Origin of the sequence: Devosia sp. (genome assembly GCF_014860165.1) — a bacterium.
Classification (GTDB): Bacteria; Pseudomonadota; Alphaproteobacteria; order Rhizobiales; family Devosiaceae; genus Devosia.
In genome coordinates this window covers 1-13,276 of the sequence record NZ_JACZKG010000020.1, presented here as the reverse complement: position 1 = coordinate 13,276, position 13,276 = coordinate 1, and the positions used below count along the sequence as shown (strand labels likewise).

The following is a 13,276-nucleotide window of genomic DNA, read 5'->3' as shown; positions in this document are numbered from 1 at the left end:
GATAACAGGCTGATAATGCCCAAGAGTCCATATCGACGGCATTGTTTGGCACCTCGATGTCGGCTCATCACATCCTGGGGCTGGAGCAGGTCCCAAGGGTATGGCTGTTCGCCATTTAAAGTGGTACGTGAGCTGGGTTTAAAACGTCGTGAGACAGTTTGGTCCCTATCTGCCGTGGGTGTTGGAATGTTGAGAAGAGCTGTCCCTAGTACGAGAGGACCGGGATGGACGAACCTCTGGTGGACCTGTTGTGGCGCCAGCCGCATTGCAGGGTAGCTATGTTCGGACGGGATAACTGCTGAAAGCATCTAAGCAGGAAGCCTCCTTCAAAACGAGCATTCCCTTGAGAGTCGTGGAAGACCACCACGTTGATAGGCCGGATGTGGAAGCGCAGCGATGTGTGAAGCTGACCGGTACTAATAGCTCGATTGGCTTGATCGTTCTCATTAATCTATGTCCGCATAGATTGTGACTGTTCGATCGGTTCAGAAATACACCAGACATTGCTTCTTGCATGGGAAAGCAATGTCCAAAAAACATAACCAGAATTCACTCATACGTTTTTCGCTGACCTTGTGGTTTTTGCGAGGAGCCCAAGACCCGATCCCATCCCGAACTCGACCGTCAAATTCCTCTGCGCCAATGGTACTAAGTCTCAAGGCTTGGGAGAGTAGGTCGCTGCAAGGTCTGCCAAAAACGTATGATCTCGTTACAATGTCGAAAGAAAACTTTCAAAAACCCCTCACCGGAAACGGTGGGGGGTTTTTGCGTTTGGCGTCCATGAGAATTGCGGTTGAATCGCGCAGTTCGGGGTATGCCGAGAGCCGGTCATTGCGCGCCTTATCCGGTTGGCGGCCTGCGAAAGCCATCCAGGATCTCCTTGACCACCGCATTGAACGCCGCGGGCCGCTGCAAAGGGGCGAAATGGGTCACGCCGGGCAAGGTCACCAGCCGCGCTCCGGGAATGGTGTCGGCCAGGTAGCGGGCATGTTCGGCTTTGATGAACTCGTCGCCCTGGCTGTGCAGGATGGTCACGGGCACTTTGATCTGCCGCAGGTCGTCGGGCGCGTAGTTGGGTTCGGTGCGCTGCATGGTGCCAACGGCCTCGACGAAGGCATCGAAATCGTCTGACGTGGCCGAGAGGGCGGCATAGTCCTGGCGGTGACGGGAAAAGCAGCGATCGATGACAGCGGTGGGGACGAAGGGCAGCGTGCCTGACGGGTCCATGTTGCAGGCAAAGAACAGCACGCCGTCGACGCGGTCGGGATGCAGGTTGCCCATGACCATGGCGGTGCAGGCGCCGTCGCTCCAGCCGATCAGGCTGGCGCGGTCGATGGCGAGGCTATCCATCACGGCAAGGACGTCGCCCGCCATCAGCTCGTAGCTGAAGGGCCTGCTGTCGCGGGTGCTGCGACCGTGGCCGCGGCTGTCGATCAGGATGACGCGATTGCCGGCGGCGACGAGAGCGGCGGCCTGGAAGCTCCAGTTGCCGGAATGGCCAAGGCCACCATGCAGCAGGATGACGGGCCGGCCGCGGCCGATGCTGGCGAACCAGAGTTCGGCGCCATCATGGTGCACATGGCCGGTCTGGTGGGGCGTGGGCAGCGGCGGGGTACCACTGCGTTCGAAAATGACGAGGTCATCATCGCTGTAGGTCTGGAGATCTTGCCATGCGGCCAACGGGAGATTGGGGACCATTCGTGCTCCTTTGCCAGTGAAAAGCTCCGCTAGCGGTTGAACCTTCTTGTCGCCTCAGCGTATCCACATTCGACGGGCAGGTAACGGTGTCTGCCTCGAACCGATCAACACCTGCCGAATTGGTCAGAAATCTCTCATGCGAATCGTGTTCCTGCTGCTCGCACTGCTGCTCTCGCCTGTCGCCGCATCGGCGCAGATTCCCGGTGTCACGCCGGAGCCCGCGGTGGAGGCTAAGAGCAGCGACGCGGACCTGGATGAGCTGATCCGCATCATCGAGAATGACGCAACGCGCGCGGCCTTGATCGAGCGGCTGAAGCGGGCCGACGCCGAAGCCGATATACCGGTCGATGCGCCGCCCGATCTCAGCATCGTGCGCCAATTGGCGGAATATACCCGGGCGGCGGCTGAAGGCACGTCCGCCACGCTGCAGGCGCTGGGACAGGTGTTTGTCGACCTGCAGCAGGGATTGGGCGGAACGCTGGATGGCGATCTCAACGTGCTGCGGGACGCGGCGGTCGGGGTGATGCTGGTTGCGGCGGCGCTGTTTGGCAGCTTCCTGGCATTTCGCATCATCGTGCTGTGGGCGCAGGGGGTCATCGCCCGGCGGGTGACAGGCGGGGGCTGGGTATCGCGCATCCTGGGTGCCATGGCCGCCGCGCTGGTGGATCTCGGATCGGTTCTGCTCGCCTGGGCTATCGGCAATGTGGTGGCCTTGATGGTGGGCGGCGTCGGGCGCATGGGTATCAACCAGTCGCTGCTGCTCAATGCGTTTCTGCTCATTGAACTCAGCAAGCTGGCGGCACGCTCGTTCCTGGCGCCACGCTTCGAGGCGCTGCGGCTGGTGCCGGTGGGTGACAGCAATGCCGCCTATTGGTCGTTCTGGCTGGGCCGGGTGATCTCGCTGATCGGCTACACGTTCCTGTTCGTGGCGCCCTTGCTGGCGGCCAACCTGTCGGTGGCCGCCGCGTCTGCCGTGCAGGTGCTTGTCATGGCCACGGCGGTGACGATCGGCATCGTCATCGTACTGCAGAACAAGGACGATGTGCGCAACTGGTTGAGTGGGATCGCCGAGCGGCGCGGCCACGACGGCACCGGGCAGTTGCTGGTCGTGCTGGGGCAATATTGGCACATTGTCGCCATTGTCTACCTCGTCACGCTGCTGGTGGTGTGGTTCGCCAATCCGGAACAGGCGCTGCCCTTCATGCTGGGCGCTACGGTTCAGTCGGTAATCGCCATCCTGGTTGGCGTCGTCATTGTCAGCTTCATTTCACGCTTCGTGAGCGCCGGGTTGCGGCTGCCTGAAGACGTCAAGCAAAGGCTGCCCCTGCTCGAGACGCGGCTGCAGGCCTTCGTGCCGACGGTCATGCAGGTGGTGCGATGGGTGGTGATAGCGGGGGTGCTTGCGGCCATCGCCCAGGCCTGGGCGCTGTTCGACTTCGTCGGCTGGATCGGCAGCCCCGGCGGGCAGCAGGCGGCCGGCTCGGTGATTTCGGCCGCGCTCATCATCCTGGTCTGCATCGTGCTGCATGTGGTGGTGGCGTCGTGGGTGGAGTATCGGCTCAATACCAGCATCGGCAAGACACCGACGCCGCGCGAGAAGACCCTGCTCAACCTGTTCAAGAATGCCTTCACCATCGCCCTGGTGGTGTTCGGGCTGATGCTCGCCCTGGCGCAGATCGGGGTCAATATCGCGCCGCTGCTGGCGGGCGCGGGGGTGATAGGCCTGGCCATCGGCTTTGGCGCGCAGAAGCTGGTGCAGGATATCATCACCGGCATTTTCATCCAGTTTGAGAACGTGATGAACGAGGGCGACGTGGTGGCGGTCGGCGACAAGTCCGGCGTGGTGGAGAAGCTCACCATCCGCTCGGTCACCATCCGGGACCTCAACGGTACCGTGCATCTGATCCCGTTCTCCTCGGTCGATCAGGTCAGCAACATGGTGCGTGGATTCTCGTTCCATGTGGCCGAGCTCGGCGTGGCCTATGACAGTGATATCGGGGAGGTAAAGCAGGCCATGCGCGACGCTTTCGATCTGCTTATGCAGACCGAACACAGGGAGGACATCATCGACGATCTCGACATGCAGGGCGTCATTGCCTTTGCAGACTCGGCGGTGACGGTGCGCGCTCGCATCAAGACGCTGCCAGGCAAGCACTGGGCCGCCGGACGGGCCTATAGCGAGATCGTCAAGAAGATATTCGAGGAACGCGGCATCGAGATTCCTTATCCGCATGTGACCTATGTGGCCAATACGAGCAAGAAACGTGGCGATGCGGCGTTACCGCCACCGCTGCAAGGCGAGGGGCCGGCCAAGCTGTGAACAGCCTGACCGTTTCGTGATAGCCGCGGGGCGTTTGCCTTAAGCCGATCTTAATTTGGTGGGTTAAGATAGTGATACGCGCCCGTTGCGGCACAGCCGGCGCGGTCGTGACTTTTTGGTTCATCGCGTATCACGAGGCTCGTCATGTTGCTTTCGAGGGGCAGGACCCTTGCCCGATTCCGTCATCTGCCCGCGCTGGCGCTTGCCGCAGCGCTGAGCCTTGGCGCGGTGGCGCCCAGTCTGGCCAATAGCGCCGACTTCGTGCGCGGGCTATGGCCACAGGCCGAGGCGCGAGGCGTCAGCCGTGCTGCCTTCGAGGCGGCATTCAGCGGCTACAGCTATATTCCCAAGGTCATGGAGCTGACGCGCAAGCAGCCCGAATTCTCCCAGACCGTGCAGCAATATATCGACAAGCGGGTGACCGCGGCGCAGGCGCAGAAGGGCCAGGCAATGCGCGCGGAGTGGAACCAGACGCTGACCGGATCGCAACAACGCTGGGGCGTGCAGCCCGAATTCGTGCTGGCCATCTGGGGCATGGAGACCAATTTCGGCGGCTTCATGGGCGGCGAGAACACCATTCATGCGCTCGCGACGCTGACCGAGGGCGGCTATCGCCCGGACTTTTTCCGCGAAGAACTGCTGACGGCCCTGCGCATCGTTTCGGACGGGCATGTAAGCGCCAATAACATGACAGGCTCGTGGGCCGGGGCCATGGGGCATACACAGTTCATGCCCTCGAGCTTCATGCGCTACGCGATCGACTATAATGGCGACGGGCGCAAGGATATCTGGAACTCGGTGCAGGACGCCCTGGGTTCGACGGCCAATTATCTCAACAGCTTCGGCTGGCGCCCGGGCGAAACCTGGGGCTATGAGATCAAGCTGCCCAGCGGCTTCAATTTCGCGGCCGCCCGCCAGCTCGAGCGGGCGCCGCTCAGCCAGTGGCAGGCCATGGGCATCCAGCGCGTGTCGGGCAAGGCCTTTCCACGGCCCAGCGACGTGGCGCGGCTCTATATGCCGGCCGGAGCAAACGGTCCGGCTTTCCTGTTGCTGCCCAATTTCGACGTCATCAAGCGCTACAATAATTCGGACAGTTATGCGCTGGCGGTGGGGCACTTGGCCGATCGCATCATCGGCGGCGGCAGCTTTGCCACGCCGTGGCCGGCCGGCGACTATGCGCTGACCAAGGCGCAGAAGGCAGAGTTGCAGACGCTGCTGGCGCGGGCTGGATATGATGTGGGTTCGCCCGATGGCGTGGTCGGACCCAAGACGCGGGCGGCCGTGCTGGCCTATCAGGCACAGGCGGGCCTGCCAGCCGATGGCTACATCTCGGGACGGCTGCTCGAGGCGCTCAAGCGTTAACGCCTCGTTAACTCATTAGGTGCAGTTTTATCCCGCTTAAGTAGAGGGCAGGCTGGTTTCCGATCGTTGGAGGCGCCTGCCCTCGCCCATTTCGGGCCACTTCCAGCCAGCCACAAATTCCCCTGCATTCGCCGCTACCAAGCGGCTTCCTCCAGCTTTTCCCAGTGTCCATGCCCAACTCATTCTCGCTTTCCCGTCGCACCATGCTGGCTGGCCTGTTGGCCAGCGTCGTCCTGCCGGCTGCTTCCGCCCATGCCGTTTCCATCATGGATCCGTTCAACCTGCCGGCGGCGATGGATGGCGGCACAGCCAAGGTGGTCACCGACGCCGCCTATGGATCGGGGCCACGGCACAAGCTCGACGTCTATGCGCCTACCGAAATCGGGGCCCTGGCGCCGGTGGTGTTCTTCATCTATGGCGGCGGCTGGAGCCGGGGCGAGAAATACGAATACCAGTTCGTTGGTCAGGCCCTGGCGTCGCGCGGCTTCGTAGTCGTCATCGCGGACTATCGGCTTTATCCCGAAGTGGCCTATCCCGATTTCCTCTATGACAGCGCCGCGGCGCTGAGCTGGGTGCAGGACAATATCGCCACCTATGGCGGCGACCCCAACCGGCTGTTTCTCGCCGGTCATTCGGCGGGCGCCTACAATGCCGTGATGCTGGCGCTCGATTCATCCTTCCTGCGCGAGTTCGGCGTCACCATGGCGATCAATGGGGTGGCGGCGCTGTCGGGCCCGTATGACTTCTATCCGTTCGAATATGGCGAGGTGCGCGATGTATTCGGCAAGGCGCCCAACCCCGAAGGTACGCAGCCGATTAGCCTGGTGACCTCGGAGGCGCCGCCAATGTATCTGGCGACCGGCACGACCGACCCGATCGTGCGCATGCAGAATACCGAGCGCTTCGCGCAGAAGCTCAAGGATAGCGGCGTCTGGGTGACCACGCGCTATTACGAGGGCTTCGGCCATATGGAGCCGGTGCTGGCGATGGGCGCGATGTGGCGCTGGCGCATGCCTGTCCTGGAGGACATGGTGGCGTTTTTCCAGATGTTCGGGGCGTTTCCGAGCGGAGTGCCCTATGTGGCGGTGGCGCCCGAGCCGGCCGAACAACTGCCCGAGGCAGTGGCCCCGATGGAGCAGATCGTCGAACAGATGAATGCGATGTTCCAGCCGATCGAGCAGTAGGTCGGCTATCGCCGAATCGACCGGCAGACCTCATCCTGACAAGCCCACCATGAGAGCTACTGGGAAACCGATGTCCACCGACCACCTCCGATTCTCCGGCGCCGATGCCGCCACGCAACGCGATGCGCTCGAAGCCATAATCCGCCAGCAGCCGGTACTGATGATGGTGCTGGCAGGGTTGCGCGACATGGCTTTGCCCGATCACCTGCTGGTGGCGGGGGCCATCTACAACCAGGTGTGGAACCACCTGACCGGGCGGCCTGACATGACCGGGGTCAACGATATCGACGTGTTCTATTTCGATGACAGCGATATCGGCTGGGATGCCGAGGACAAGGTGATCAAGGCCTGCGATATCAGGTTTGCTGGCCTGGGGCTGCCGATACAGGTGCGCAACCAGGCGCGGGTGCATCTGTGGTTCGAAGACAAGTTCGGCAGCCCGTTCAGCCCGCTGACCTCGTCGGCGGAGATGCTGGGGCGCTATGCCTCCAGGACCCATGCGGTGGGGGTGCGGCTCGACGCTGCGGACAGGATGGAGATTGTCGCGCCGTTCGGGCTCGATGATCTCTTCTCGTTCCGCATGGTGCCCAATCCGGTGCTGGACAACCGGATATCGCACACCAGCAAGGGCGAGCGCGCCAAGGCGATTTGGCCGGAACTGACCGTCATTCCCTGGCCGGAGTGATCAGGCCGGGTCCACCCTGACCGCATCGGCGGAGCGGCGCACCGGGCCGTGGAAGACGGCCTCGACATTGTTGCCATCGGGGTCGAGCACGAAGGCGGCGTAATAGCCGGGATGATAGGGGCGCTCGCCGGGCCTGCCATTGTCGGTCCCGCCAGCCATCAGGGCCGCCTTGTAGAAGGCGTCCACCATGTCGCGATCCCTGACCTGGAAGGCGAGGTGAATATGGGTCGGTACGGTCCTGGCGTCGGCGGTGTCGACGAACAATTCGTCCACCTGGAACCAGCCCTGGCCCTGCTGCTCGATGCGGAAGCCGAGAGCTGCCAATGCGTGTTCGTAGAAGTAGCGCGTGGTGGCGAAATTGCGTGCGCGCAGGTGAACATGATCGATGAGGCGGCCGGTATGCCAGGTCACTGGGCTCTCCAATCATGCGGGCAAGAAAAAACCGCCCGGACCGGGATCCGGGCGGCTGGGTATCGGGTTGGCTTATTCGGCTTCGTCGGCGGAGGCCGAATTGAGCTGGCCGTATTTCTCTTCGCCGATCTTGGCGAGCAGGTCGAGCTGGGTTTCGAGGAAGTCGATATGGCCTTCCTCGTCGGTCAGCAGCGCCTCGAACAGGTTCTTGGAGACATAGTCGCCGAGCTGTTCGCAGAGTTCGCGGCTCGCCTTGTAGGCGGCGCGGGCGTCATATTCGCCGGCCAGATCGGCTTCGAGCACTTCCTTGATGGTCTGGCCGATTCGCAGCGGCGCGACGCGCTGCAAGTTCGGATGGCCTTCGAGGAAAATGATGCGCTCGATCAGACGATCGGCGTGATGCATTTCTTCAATGGATTCGGCGCGTTCCTTGGAGGCCAGCTTCTTGTAGCCCCAGTCGTCCAGAAGACGAAAGTGGACCCAATACTGGTTGACTGCACCCAGTTCGAGAAAGAGGGCTTCATTAAGCCGCTCGATGACCTGTGCTTCGCCTTTCACGACGTACTCCACTCCGTTGCTGCTTGAGCTTTTCGAGCCCAGTCGGCAGCGAAACGACGTCGCCAGACTGTTGGGCTTGCTGCGCGTGGTAGTTTTCCGTGACGCGGACAATAATGTCCACCACATTCGGCACGCAGCCGCTGCATTTGGCGCGGCGGTTGAGCTCGGAATAGACCTTGGCGGGGACCACCAGCTGCCAGGGATCAGCGCGGAGCAGGTCGAGGACGATATCCTCGATCTCCTTGGACGTGATCATGTTGCATTGGCAGACGAGCATGGTGGCGCGACGGGGTCAGGTGGAGCTTGCTGGGCGCATAAAGCCGCCCGATTAGCTGAATGTCAATGTCCGATTATGTCGCGCCCGCTATGCGGCTGCGCCGCGTCTGCGGTCCTAAGAGGTCGCAAACGTAATTAATGTGCACCCATTCTGTTGCCCCGCGACGTGGGCGCGCTGGCGACGAAACAATGTCGGGGCTTGCTTCGTTGCTGCTGGGCTATCTATCAGGGCGGGCATGGCCATTTCTCTTCTCAGTGTTTTCAATGCTCTCAGCCCCAAGGACCAGGGATCTCGTCAGGTCGCGCGGGATCTGCCCTATGGGCCGGGGGTGCGGCACAGGCTGGACATCTATGCACCGCGGCAGGCGGACGGACCGGCGCCAGTCGTGTTCTTCGTCTATGGCGGGTCGTGGATGGATGGCGATCGGCGCAACTATGGCTTTGCCGGACGCGCGCTGGCCGCGCTGGGCTATGTCACGGTCATCGCCGATTATCGCCTCGTGCCCGAAATCGAATATCCCGGATTTCTCGCAGACGGCGTTGCCGCCTTCGCCTGGGTGGCGGAGCATGTCGGTCGGTATGGCGGCGATGCGCGGCGCATGGCGCTGATGGGCCATTCGGCCGGCGCCTACAATGCCGCCATGCTGGCGCTTGACCCCGCCTATCTCGGGCGCGCCGCCTTGCTCGACCGAGTCCGCTGCGTGGTGGGATTGTCCGGGCCCTATGACTTTTACCCGTTTGACGGGCCGATCAGCCTGCGCACCTTCGGAGCCGTGCGCGACCCCATGGCGACACAACCGATCCACCACGTGACGCCGGCCGCGCCGCCGATGTTGCTGGGCCATGGCGGCAAGGACCGGTTGGTCTATCCCCGCAACAGCGTCGCCTTGGCGCAACGATTGCGCCGGGCCGGCGTGGCGGTGGAGGAAGTCCACTATGCCGGGCTCGGACATGCCGAGCCCTTGCTTGCGCTCAGCCGACCGGCCCGGGGCATGGCTCCGGTGGTAGAGGATGTTGCCAGCTTCCTGCGCCGGCATCTGGCTGCTTAGCCGGCTTGCTCCGCGGCGGCGCTTGGATAGAGTGGGGCCGCGGCTGGGTGGAGGAGATTTCGATGGCTGGATTGAAGCGGCTTGGGCGCGGGCTATTGGTGCTGAGCCTGGCGATGCCAGCCGGTTTGGGGCCGGCGACTGCGACCGAGGAGCAGCCATTCGATGCCTGCGCGGCGGCGGCGGCGAGCCAGTACGAGACCGGCTTTGAGGAGATCGGGCGGGAAAGCTGGGAGATCGATACCGATGCCGCGATCAATGCCTGTATCGCCGCACTGGAGGATGAGCCGGATTCGGCCCAGGTCAAGGGCTGGCTGGGTCGTGCCTACTTTGCTGCCGGTGATACGGACAGGGCCGTGCCCCTGTTCGAGGAGGCCGCTGCCGCCGGCAATGTGGTGGCGCTCGCCATGCTGGGCGACATGCTCACCACCGGCGATGGCGTGGCCGTCGACATGGAGCGCGGGGCGCAACTGCTGACGCAGGGCGCCGAGGCCGGTTTCGCGCTGGCCCAGAACAGCCTGGGCCTCAGCTACGATTTCGGCGAGGGGCTGAAGCAGGATTATACCCAGGCGGCGCGCTGGTATCGCGCAGCGGCCGAGCAGGGCATGAGCAAGGCCCAGTCCAATCTGGGGCTGATGTATCAGGAGGGGCTGGGCGTGCCGCGCGACTATGTCGCCGCCGCGGCCTGGTTCGAACTGGCGGTGGCGCAGGGCGATGCCTCCGGCCAGGTCAATCTGGGCAAGCTGCTGCAGGATGGCAGCGGCCAGCCCGCCGACCCGGCGCGGGCCGCCGAACTCTATCGTCTGGCCGCCGACCAGGGCGACATGTATGGCCAGAACAATCTCGGCTTCCTGCTGGAAAATGGGCTCGGCGTCGATACCGACCTGGTTGCTGCCGCCGAGCTCTACCGGCAGGCGGCCGATCAGGGCCTGGCACTGGCCCAGCACAATCTGGCGCTGCTCTATGAGGATGGCAGGGGCGTCAAGCAGGATTATGGGCGGGCGCTCGAACTCTATCGGCAGGCGGCCGAAGGCGGGGAGATGCGCGCTGCGGTCAATCTGGGGCTGCTTCATCTCGATGGCCTGGGGACCGAGGTCGACTATGACGAAGCCATCAAGTGGACGCAGTTGGCGGCCGACAGCGACCAGCCCATCGCCCTCAACAATCTGGGCCATATCTATGAAAACGGGTTTGGCGTGACGGCCGATCGTGACACTGCGATCAGCTACTACCAGCAGGCGGCCGACCAGGGCTACCAGCTGGCCGCCGAGAATCTGGCGCGACTGACGGGCCCGGCGACGCCGAGCACCGGCAAGACCAAGACGAAATAGGGCCTGGCAGCAGCCCTATTTCTGCTTTTCGGCTTGGCGGCGCGCGGCGATGACGGCGGCAGAGGCCGCGGTGCGATGCGCCGACGAAAAGAACTCGCGATGCGCCAGGATGGCGATGGTGGCAATGCAGGCGGCGATCGGCAGCCATTCGGAGACGAACCAGGCGACGGTGGCGACCGAGAAATAGTACGCACGGATGCCGCTGTTGAAGTTGCGGGCGCCCAGCGCATTCATGGCGGTGATGGCGTCGATCTCGGCTTCGGAAATGGGGCTGGAATGGTCGATGGCGCCCAGCATGATGCAGAAATGATTGAACTGGCGCAGCGACAGCGTGAAGGCGAAGAAGGCCAGCACGAACATGACCAGCATGACCAATAAATGGAGCTGGACATCGAGCGTGGTGTAGGTGCGGTTGAGCGCGAGTGAATTGAGGGCGTCCATCAGCGCGGGCACCTGGCCGAAGACGGCAAAGATGGCGAGGATGAGCAGCACGGCGGTCGAGGCGAGGAAGCTGACCGACCCCATGATATTGCCCGACAGGATGGCGTCGAAGGGATTGTCGCGTACGGCTGCATTGGCCACCCAGCGGCGGCGCTGCATGTTCATGATAACAGACAGGGATGGCCGCAGCCGCTCCACCAGCGGCACAATGATATTGTAGGCAAAGTAGCAGATCAGCGGGAACAGGGTGGAGATCAGCGTCGTCGACAAGGGTAGGCCTCCACGCGCGTGCATGTGCGCCGGATTCTCATAGCTTACGAGGTCAATCCCGGGAAAGCGGGAATCGCCACCTCTCCCTTAGGGGGAGATGTGAAGGGCCTCAGATGGTGCGGGGATAACGCCGGTGGATGGCGTCGATCTCTGCCAGCAGTTCGGGCGAGAGCGTCAGGTCGACGGCGCCCAGCGCATTGGACAGCTGCGCCGTGCTGGTCGCGCCGATGATCACCGAGGTCATGAACGGGCGGGTGAGGGCGAAAGCGATGGCCATCTGCGCCGGATCGAGGCCATGCCGCGCCGCCAGCGCCTGGTATTGCTTGACGGCGGCCTCAGAATGCTCGTTGAGCCGCCAGAAGGCCTTCTGGTAGTCGGCGCGGCTGCCCTTGGGGACATTGCCGTCATTGTACTTGCCGGTGAGCAGGCCGCCGGCCAGCGGCGAATAGGCGAGCAGGCCGACCTTTTCGTGGTGGCTGAGTTCGGCCAGGTCCAGGTCAAAATGGCGGCGCAGCAGGTTGTATTCGTTCTGCACGGAGACCAGGCGCGGCAGGCCCCTGGTTTCGGCGATCCGCAGCCACTGGGCGATGCCCCAGGTGGTTTCGTTGGAGACGCCGGCATGGCGGAGCTTGCCTTCCTTGATCAGGTCACCCAGCGTGCCCAGCATGTCCTCGATATTGGCGAGGACATCTGCGGTTTCCTGCTTGTGGGGAGCATAGGTCCAGGAGCCGTCGAAGCTGTAGCTGCCACGGCTGGCCCAGTGGATCTGGTAGAGATCGAGATAGTCGGTCTTGAGCCGGCGCAGGCTCTGCTCGAAGGCGATGCGGATTGATGGCCCATCGGCCCGCCGGCCATCGCGCAGGAACTTGCTGCCGCCGCCACCGATCTTGGAAGCGATGATCCACTTGTCGCGCCTGCCGGACTGCTCCAGCCAGTTGCCGATGATCTCTTCGGTGCGGCCCGAGGTCTGCGGGCTGCCGGGAACGGCATAGAGCTCGGCCGTGTCCATGAAATTGACGCCGGCATCGAGCGCCATGTCGATCTGGGCGTGGCCCTCGGCCTGGCTGTTCTGGCTGCCCCAGGTCATGGTGCCCAGACAGATTTCGGTGACCAGCAGGTCGGTACGGCCAAGTGGCTTCAGCTTCATCAGATTTTTCTCGGCGACTGGTATGGAAGAGCGGCGACACACTAGCCGATGTCGCTGAAATTGACAGGCTTGCGGCCGACAATTTCGCACCGTCAAAAAAGCGTCACGCATTGCCCTTTTAGGGTTGAGCTATCCGCCCCGACCCCCTATATACCCCTCACGTCGCGACCACGGTCGCACTGATGGTGATCTTACCGGCCACTATCTGACGCCCTTGACGCGGGATGGAGCAGCCCGGTAGCTCGTCAGGCTCATAACCTGAAGGTCGCAGGTTCAAATCCTGCTCCCGCAACCATTTCAAATCGCGATTGGCCCGCCCTCCGGCGGGCCTTTTGCGTTTGAGGGGATGTCGAGCATTCAGCCGGATCGCCTCGAATATCGATCCGGACTTTCTTCTTTTCGGAAATCGGGATGATTTTCTTCACCATGAAGCAGAATAGGTCTGTCGCAGCCATGCGCTGCTCCCCGGAATCTCCTTGAAGGCCTGATCGTCTCGCCTTACGGCGCCGCAGGAAGCCTTGTCGTTCTCCTCCTATGGATATTCCAT

General features: G+C 62.8%; 12 protein-coding genes, 1 tRNA gene and 2 rRNA genes. 9 read left to right on the top strand and 6 right to left on the bottom strand.

Annotated features, from left to right (window positions below):
* Together IH615_RS05385 and rrf are read left to right on the top strand one after the other, a co-directional pair.
* Nucleotides 1-441 (top strand): 23S ribosomal RNA (locus tag IH615_RS05385); the annotation flags it as partial.
* 130 nt (nucleotides 442-571) lie between these two features.
* Nucleotides 572-687: ribosomal RNA gene (rrf, locus tag IH615_RS05380) — 5S ribosomal RNA — on the top strand.
* 153 nt (nucleotides 688-840) lie between these two features.
* On the opposite strand, the gene IH615_RS05375 is transcribed toward rrf, so the two are convergent.
* On the bottom strand, nucleotides 841-1,698 hold the full coding sequence (locus IH615_RS05375) for an alpha/beta hydrolase (protein WP_291360438.1): 858 nt from the start codon (nucleotides 1,696-1,698) through the stop codon (nucleotides 841-843).
* A 136-nt stretch (nucleotides 1,699-1,834) separates the two neighbouring features.
* Between IH615_RS05375 and IH615_RS05370 the strand changes: the two genes are divergently transcribed.
* From IH615_RS05370 to IH615_RS05355, 4 genes are all read left to right on the top strand, one after another.
* Nucleotides 1,835-4,018, top strand: coding sequence for a mechanosensitive ion channel domain-containing protein (locus IH615_RS05370; RefSeq protein WP_291360436.1), 2,184 nt, complete (start codon nucleotides 1,835-1,837; stop codon nucleotides 4,016-4,018).
* Between the two features lie 144 nt (nucleotides 4,019-4,162).
* Entirely contained in the window at nucleotides 4,163-5,380 is a 1,218-nt protein-coding gene (locus tag IH615_RS05365) for a lytic murein transglycosylase (RefSeq protein ID WP_291360435.1), read from the top strand.
* A gap of 170 nt (nucleotides 5,381-5,550) precedes the next feature.
* Nucleotides 5,551-6,564 carry an alpha/beta hydrolase gene (locus IH615_RS05360; RefSeq protein WP_291360433.1) on the top strand — a complete coding sequence of 338 codons (1,014 nt, stop codon included), beginning with the start codon at nucleotides 5,551-5,553 and terminating at the stop codon, nucleotides 6,562-6,564.
* A 70-nt stretch (nucleotides 6,565-6,634) separates the two neighbouring features.
* A complete protein-coding gene (locus IH615_RS05355) occupies nucleotides 6,635-7,249 on the top strand; it encodes a nucleotidyltransferase family protein (RefSeq protein WP_291360432.1) in 615 nt (204 codons plus the stop codon).
* Here IH615_RS05355 and IH615_RS05350 read toward each other — a convergent pair whose 3' ends face one another.
* The 3 genes from IH615_RS05350 to IH615_RS05340 all read right to left on the bottom strand — a co-directional run bounded on the left by IH615_RS05350 (nucleotide 7,250) and on the right by IH615_RS05340 (nucleotide 8,495).
* Entirely contained in the window at nucleotides 7,250-7,660 is a 411-nt protein-coding gene (locus IH615_RS05350) for a VOC family protein (RefSeq protein ID WP_291360430.1), read from the bottom strand.
* A gap of 72 nt (nucleotides 7,661-7,732) precedes the next feature.
* The gene (gene bfr, locus IH615_RS05345; RefSeq protein WP_284394524.1) at nucleotides 7,733-8,218 is read right to left on the bottom strand and encodes a bacterioferritin; all 486 of its coding nucleotides are present in this window, start codon (nucleotides 8,216-8,218) and stop codon (nucleotides 7,733-7,735) included.
* Nucleotides 8,184-8,495, bottom strand: coding sequence for a (2Fe-2S)-binding protein (locus tag IH615_RS05340; RefSeq protein WP_201662561.1), 312 nt, complete (start codon nucleotides 8,493-8,495; stop codon nucleotides 8,184-8,186). Before IH615_RS05340 ends, bfr begins: the two co-directional genes overlap by 35 nt.
* A gap of 235 nt (nucleotides 8,496-8,730) precedes the next feature.
* On the opposite strand from IH615_RS05340, the gene IH615_RS05335 reads away from it, so the two are divergent.
* Both IH615_RS05335 and IH615_RS05330 read left to right on the top strand, forming a co-directional pair.
* Nucleotides 8,731-9,543, top strand: coding sequence for an alpha/beta hydrolase (locus IH615_RS05335; protein WP_291360429.1), 813 nt, complete (start codon nucleotides 8,731-8,733; stop codon nucleotides 9,541-9,543).
* Nucleotides 9,544-9,605: 62 nt separating this feature from the next.
* Nucleotides 9,606-10,871, top strand: a complete 1,266-nt coding sequence (locus IH615_RS05330; RefSeq protein ID WP_291360427.1) for a tetratricopeptide repeat protein — start codon at nucleotides 9,606-9,608, stop codon at nucleotides 10,869-10,871.
* Between the two features lie 15 nt (nucleotides 10,872-10,886).
* Here IH615_RS05330 and IH615_RS05325 read toward each other — a convergent pair whose 3' ends face one another.
* The gene (locus IH615_RS05325; RefSeq protein WP_291360425.1) at nucleotides 10,887-11,582 is read right to left on the bottom strand and encodes a DUF599 domain-containing protein; all 696 of its coding nucleotides are present in this window, start codon (nucleotides 11,580-11,582) and stop codon (nucleotides 10,887-10,889) included.
* Between the two features lie 109 nt (nucleotides 11,583-11,691).
* Nucleotides 11,692-12,729, bottom strand: a complete 1,038-nt coding sequence (locus IH615_RS05320; protein ID WP_291360424.1) for an aldo/keto reductase — start codon at nucleotides 12,727-12,729, stop codon at nucleotides 11,692-11,694.
* Nucleotides 12,730-12,947: 218 nt separating this feature from the next.
* Here IH615_RS05320 and IH615_RS05315 point away from each other — a divergent pair.
* Nucleotides 12,948-13,024: transfer RNA gene (locus tag IH615_RS05315), tRNA-Met, on the top strand.
* The last annotated feature ends 252 nt before the right edge of the window (nucleotides 13,025-13,276 follow it).

What these genes read in the sequence shown, in the direction of transcription:
- IH615_RS05375 (WP_291360438.1), bottom strand. Translation starts at nt 1,698, where the DNA reads ATGGTCCCCAATCTCCCGTTGGCCGCATGGCAAGATCTCCAGACCTAC.
- IH615_RS05370 (WP_291360436.1), top strand. Translation starts at nt 1,835, where the DNA reads ATGCGAATCGTGTTCCTGCTGCTCGCACTGCTGCTCTCGCCTGTCGCC.
- IH615_RS05365 (WP_291360435.1), top strand. Translation starts at nt 4,163, where the DNA reads ATGTTGCTTTCGAGGGGCAGGACCCTTGCCCGATTCCGTCATCTGCCC.
- IH615_RS05360 (WP_291360433.1), top strand. Translation starts at nt 5,551, where the DNA reads ATGCCCAACTCATTCTCGCTTTCCCGTCGCACCATGCTGGCTGGCCTG.
- IH615_RS05355 (WP_291360432.1), top strand. Translation starts at nt 6,635, where the DNA reads ATGTCCACCGACCACCTCCGATTCTCCGGCGCCGATGCCGCCACGCAA.
- IH615_RS05340 (WP_201662561.1), bottom strand. Translation starts at nt 8,495, where the DNA reads ATGCTCGTCTGCCAATGCAACATGATCACGTCCAAGGAGATCGAGGAT.
- IH615_RS05335 (WP_291360429.1), top strand. Translation starts at nt 8,731, where the DNA reads ATGGCCATTTCTCTTCTCAGTGTTTTCAATGCTCTCAGCCCCAAGGAC.
- IH615_RS05330 (WP_291360427.1), top strand. Translation starts at nt 9,606, where the DNA reads ATGGCTGGATTGAAGCGGCTTGGGCGCGGGCTATTGGTGCTGAGCCTG.
- IH615_RS05320 (WP_291360424.1), bottom strand. Translation starts at nt 12,729, where the DNA reads ATGAAGCTGAAGCCACTTGGCCGTACCGACCTGCTGGTCACCGAAATC.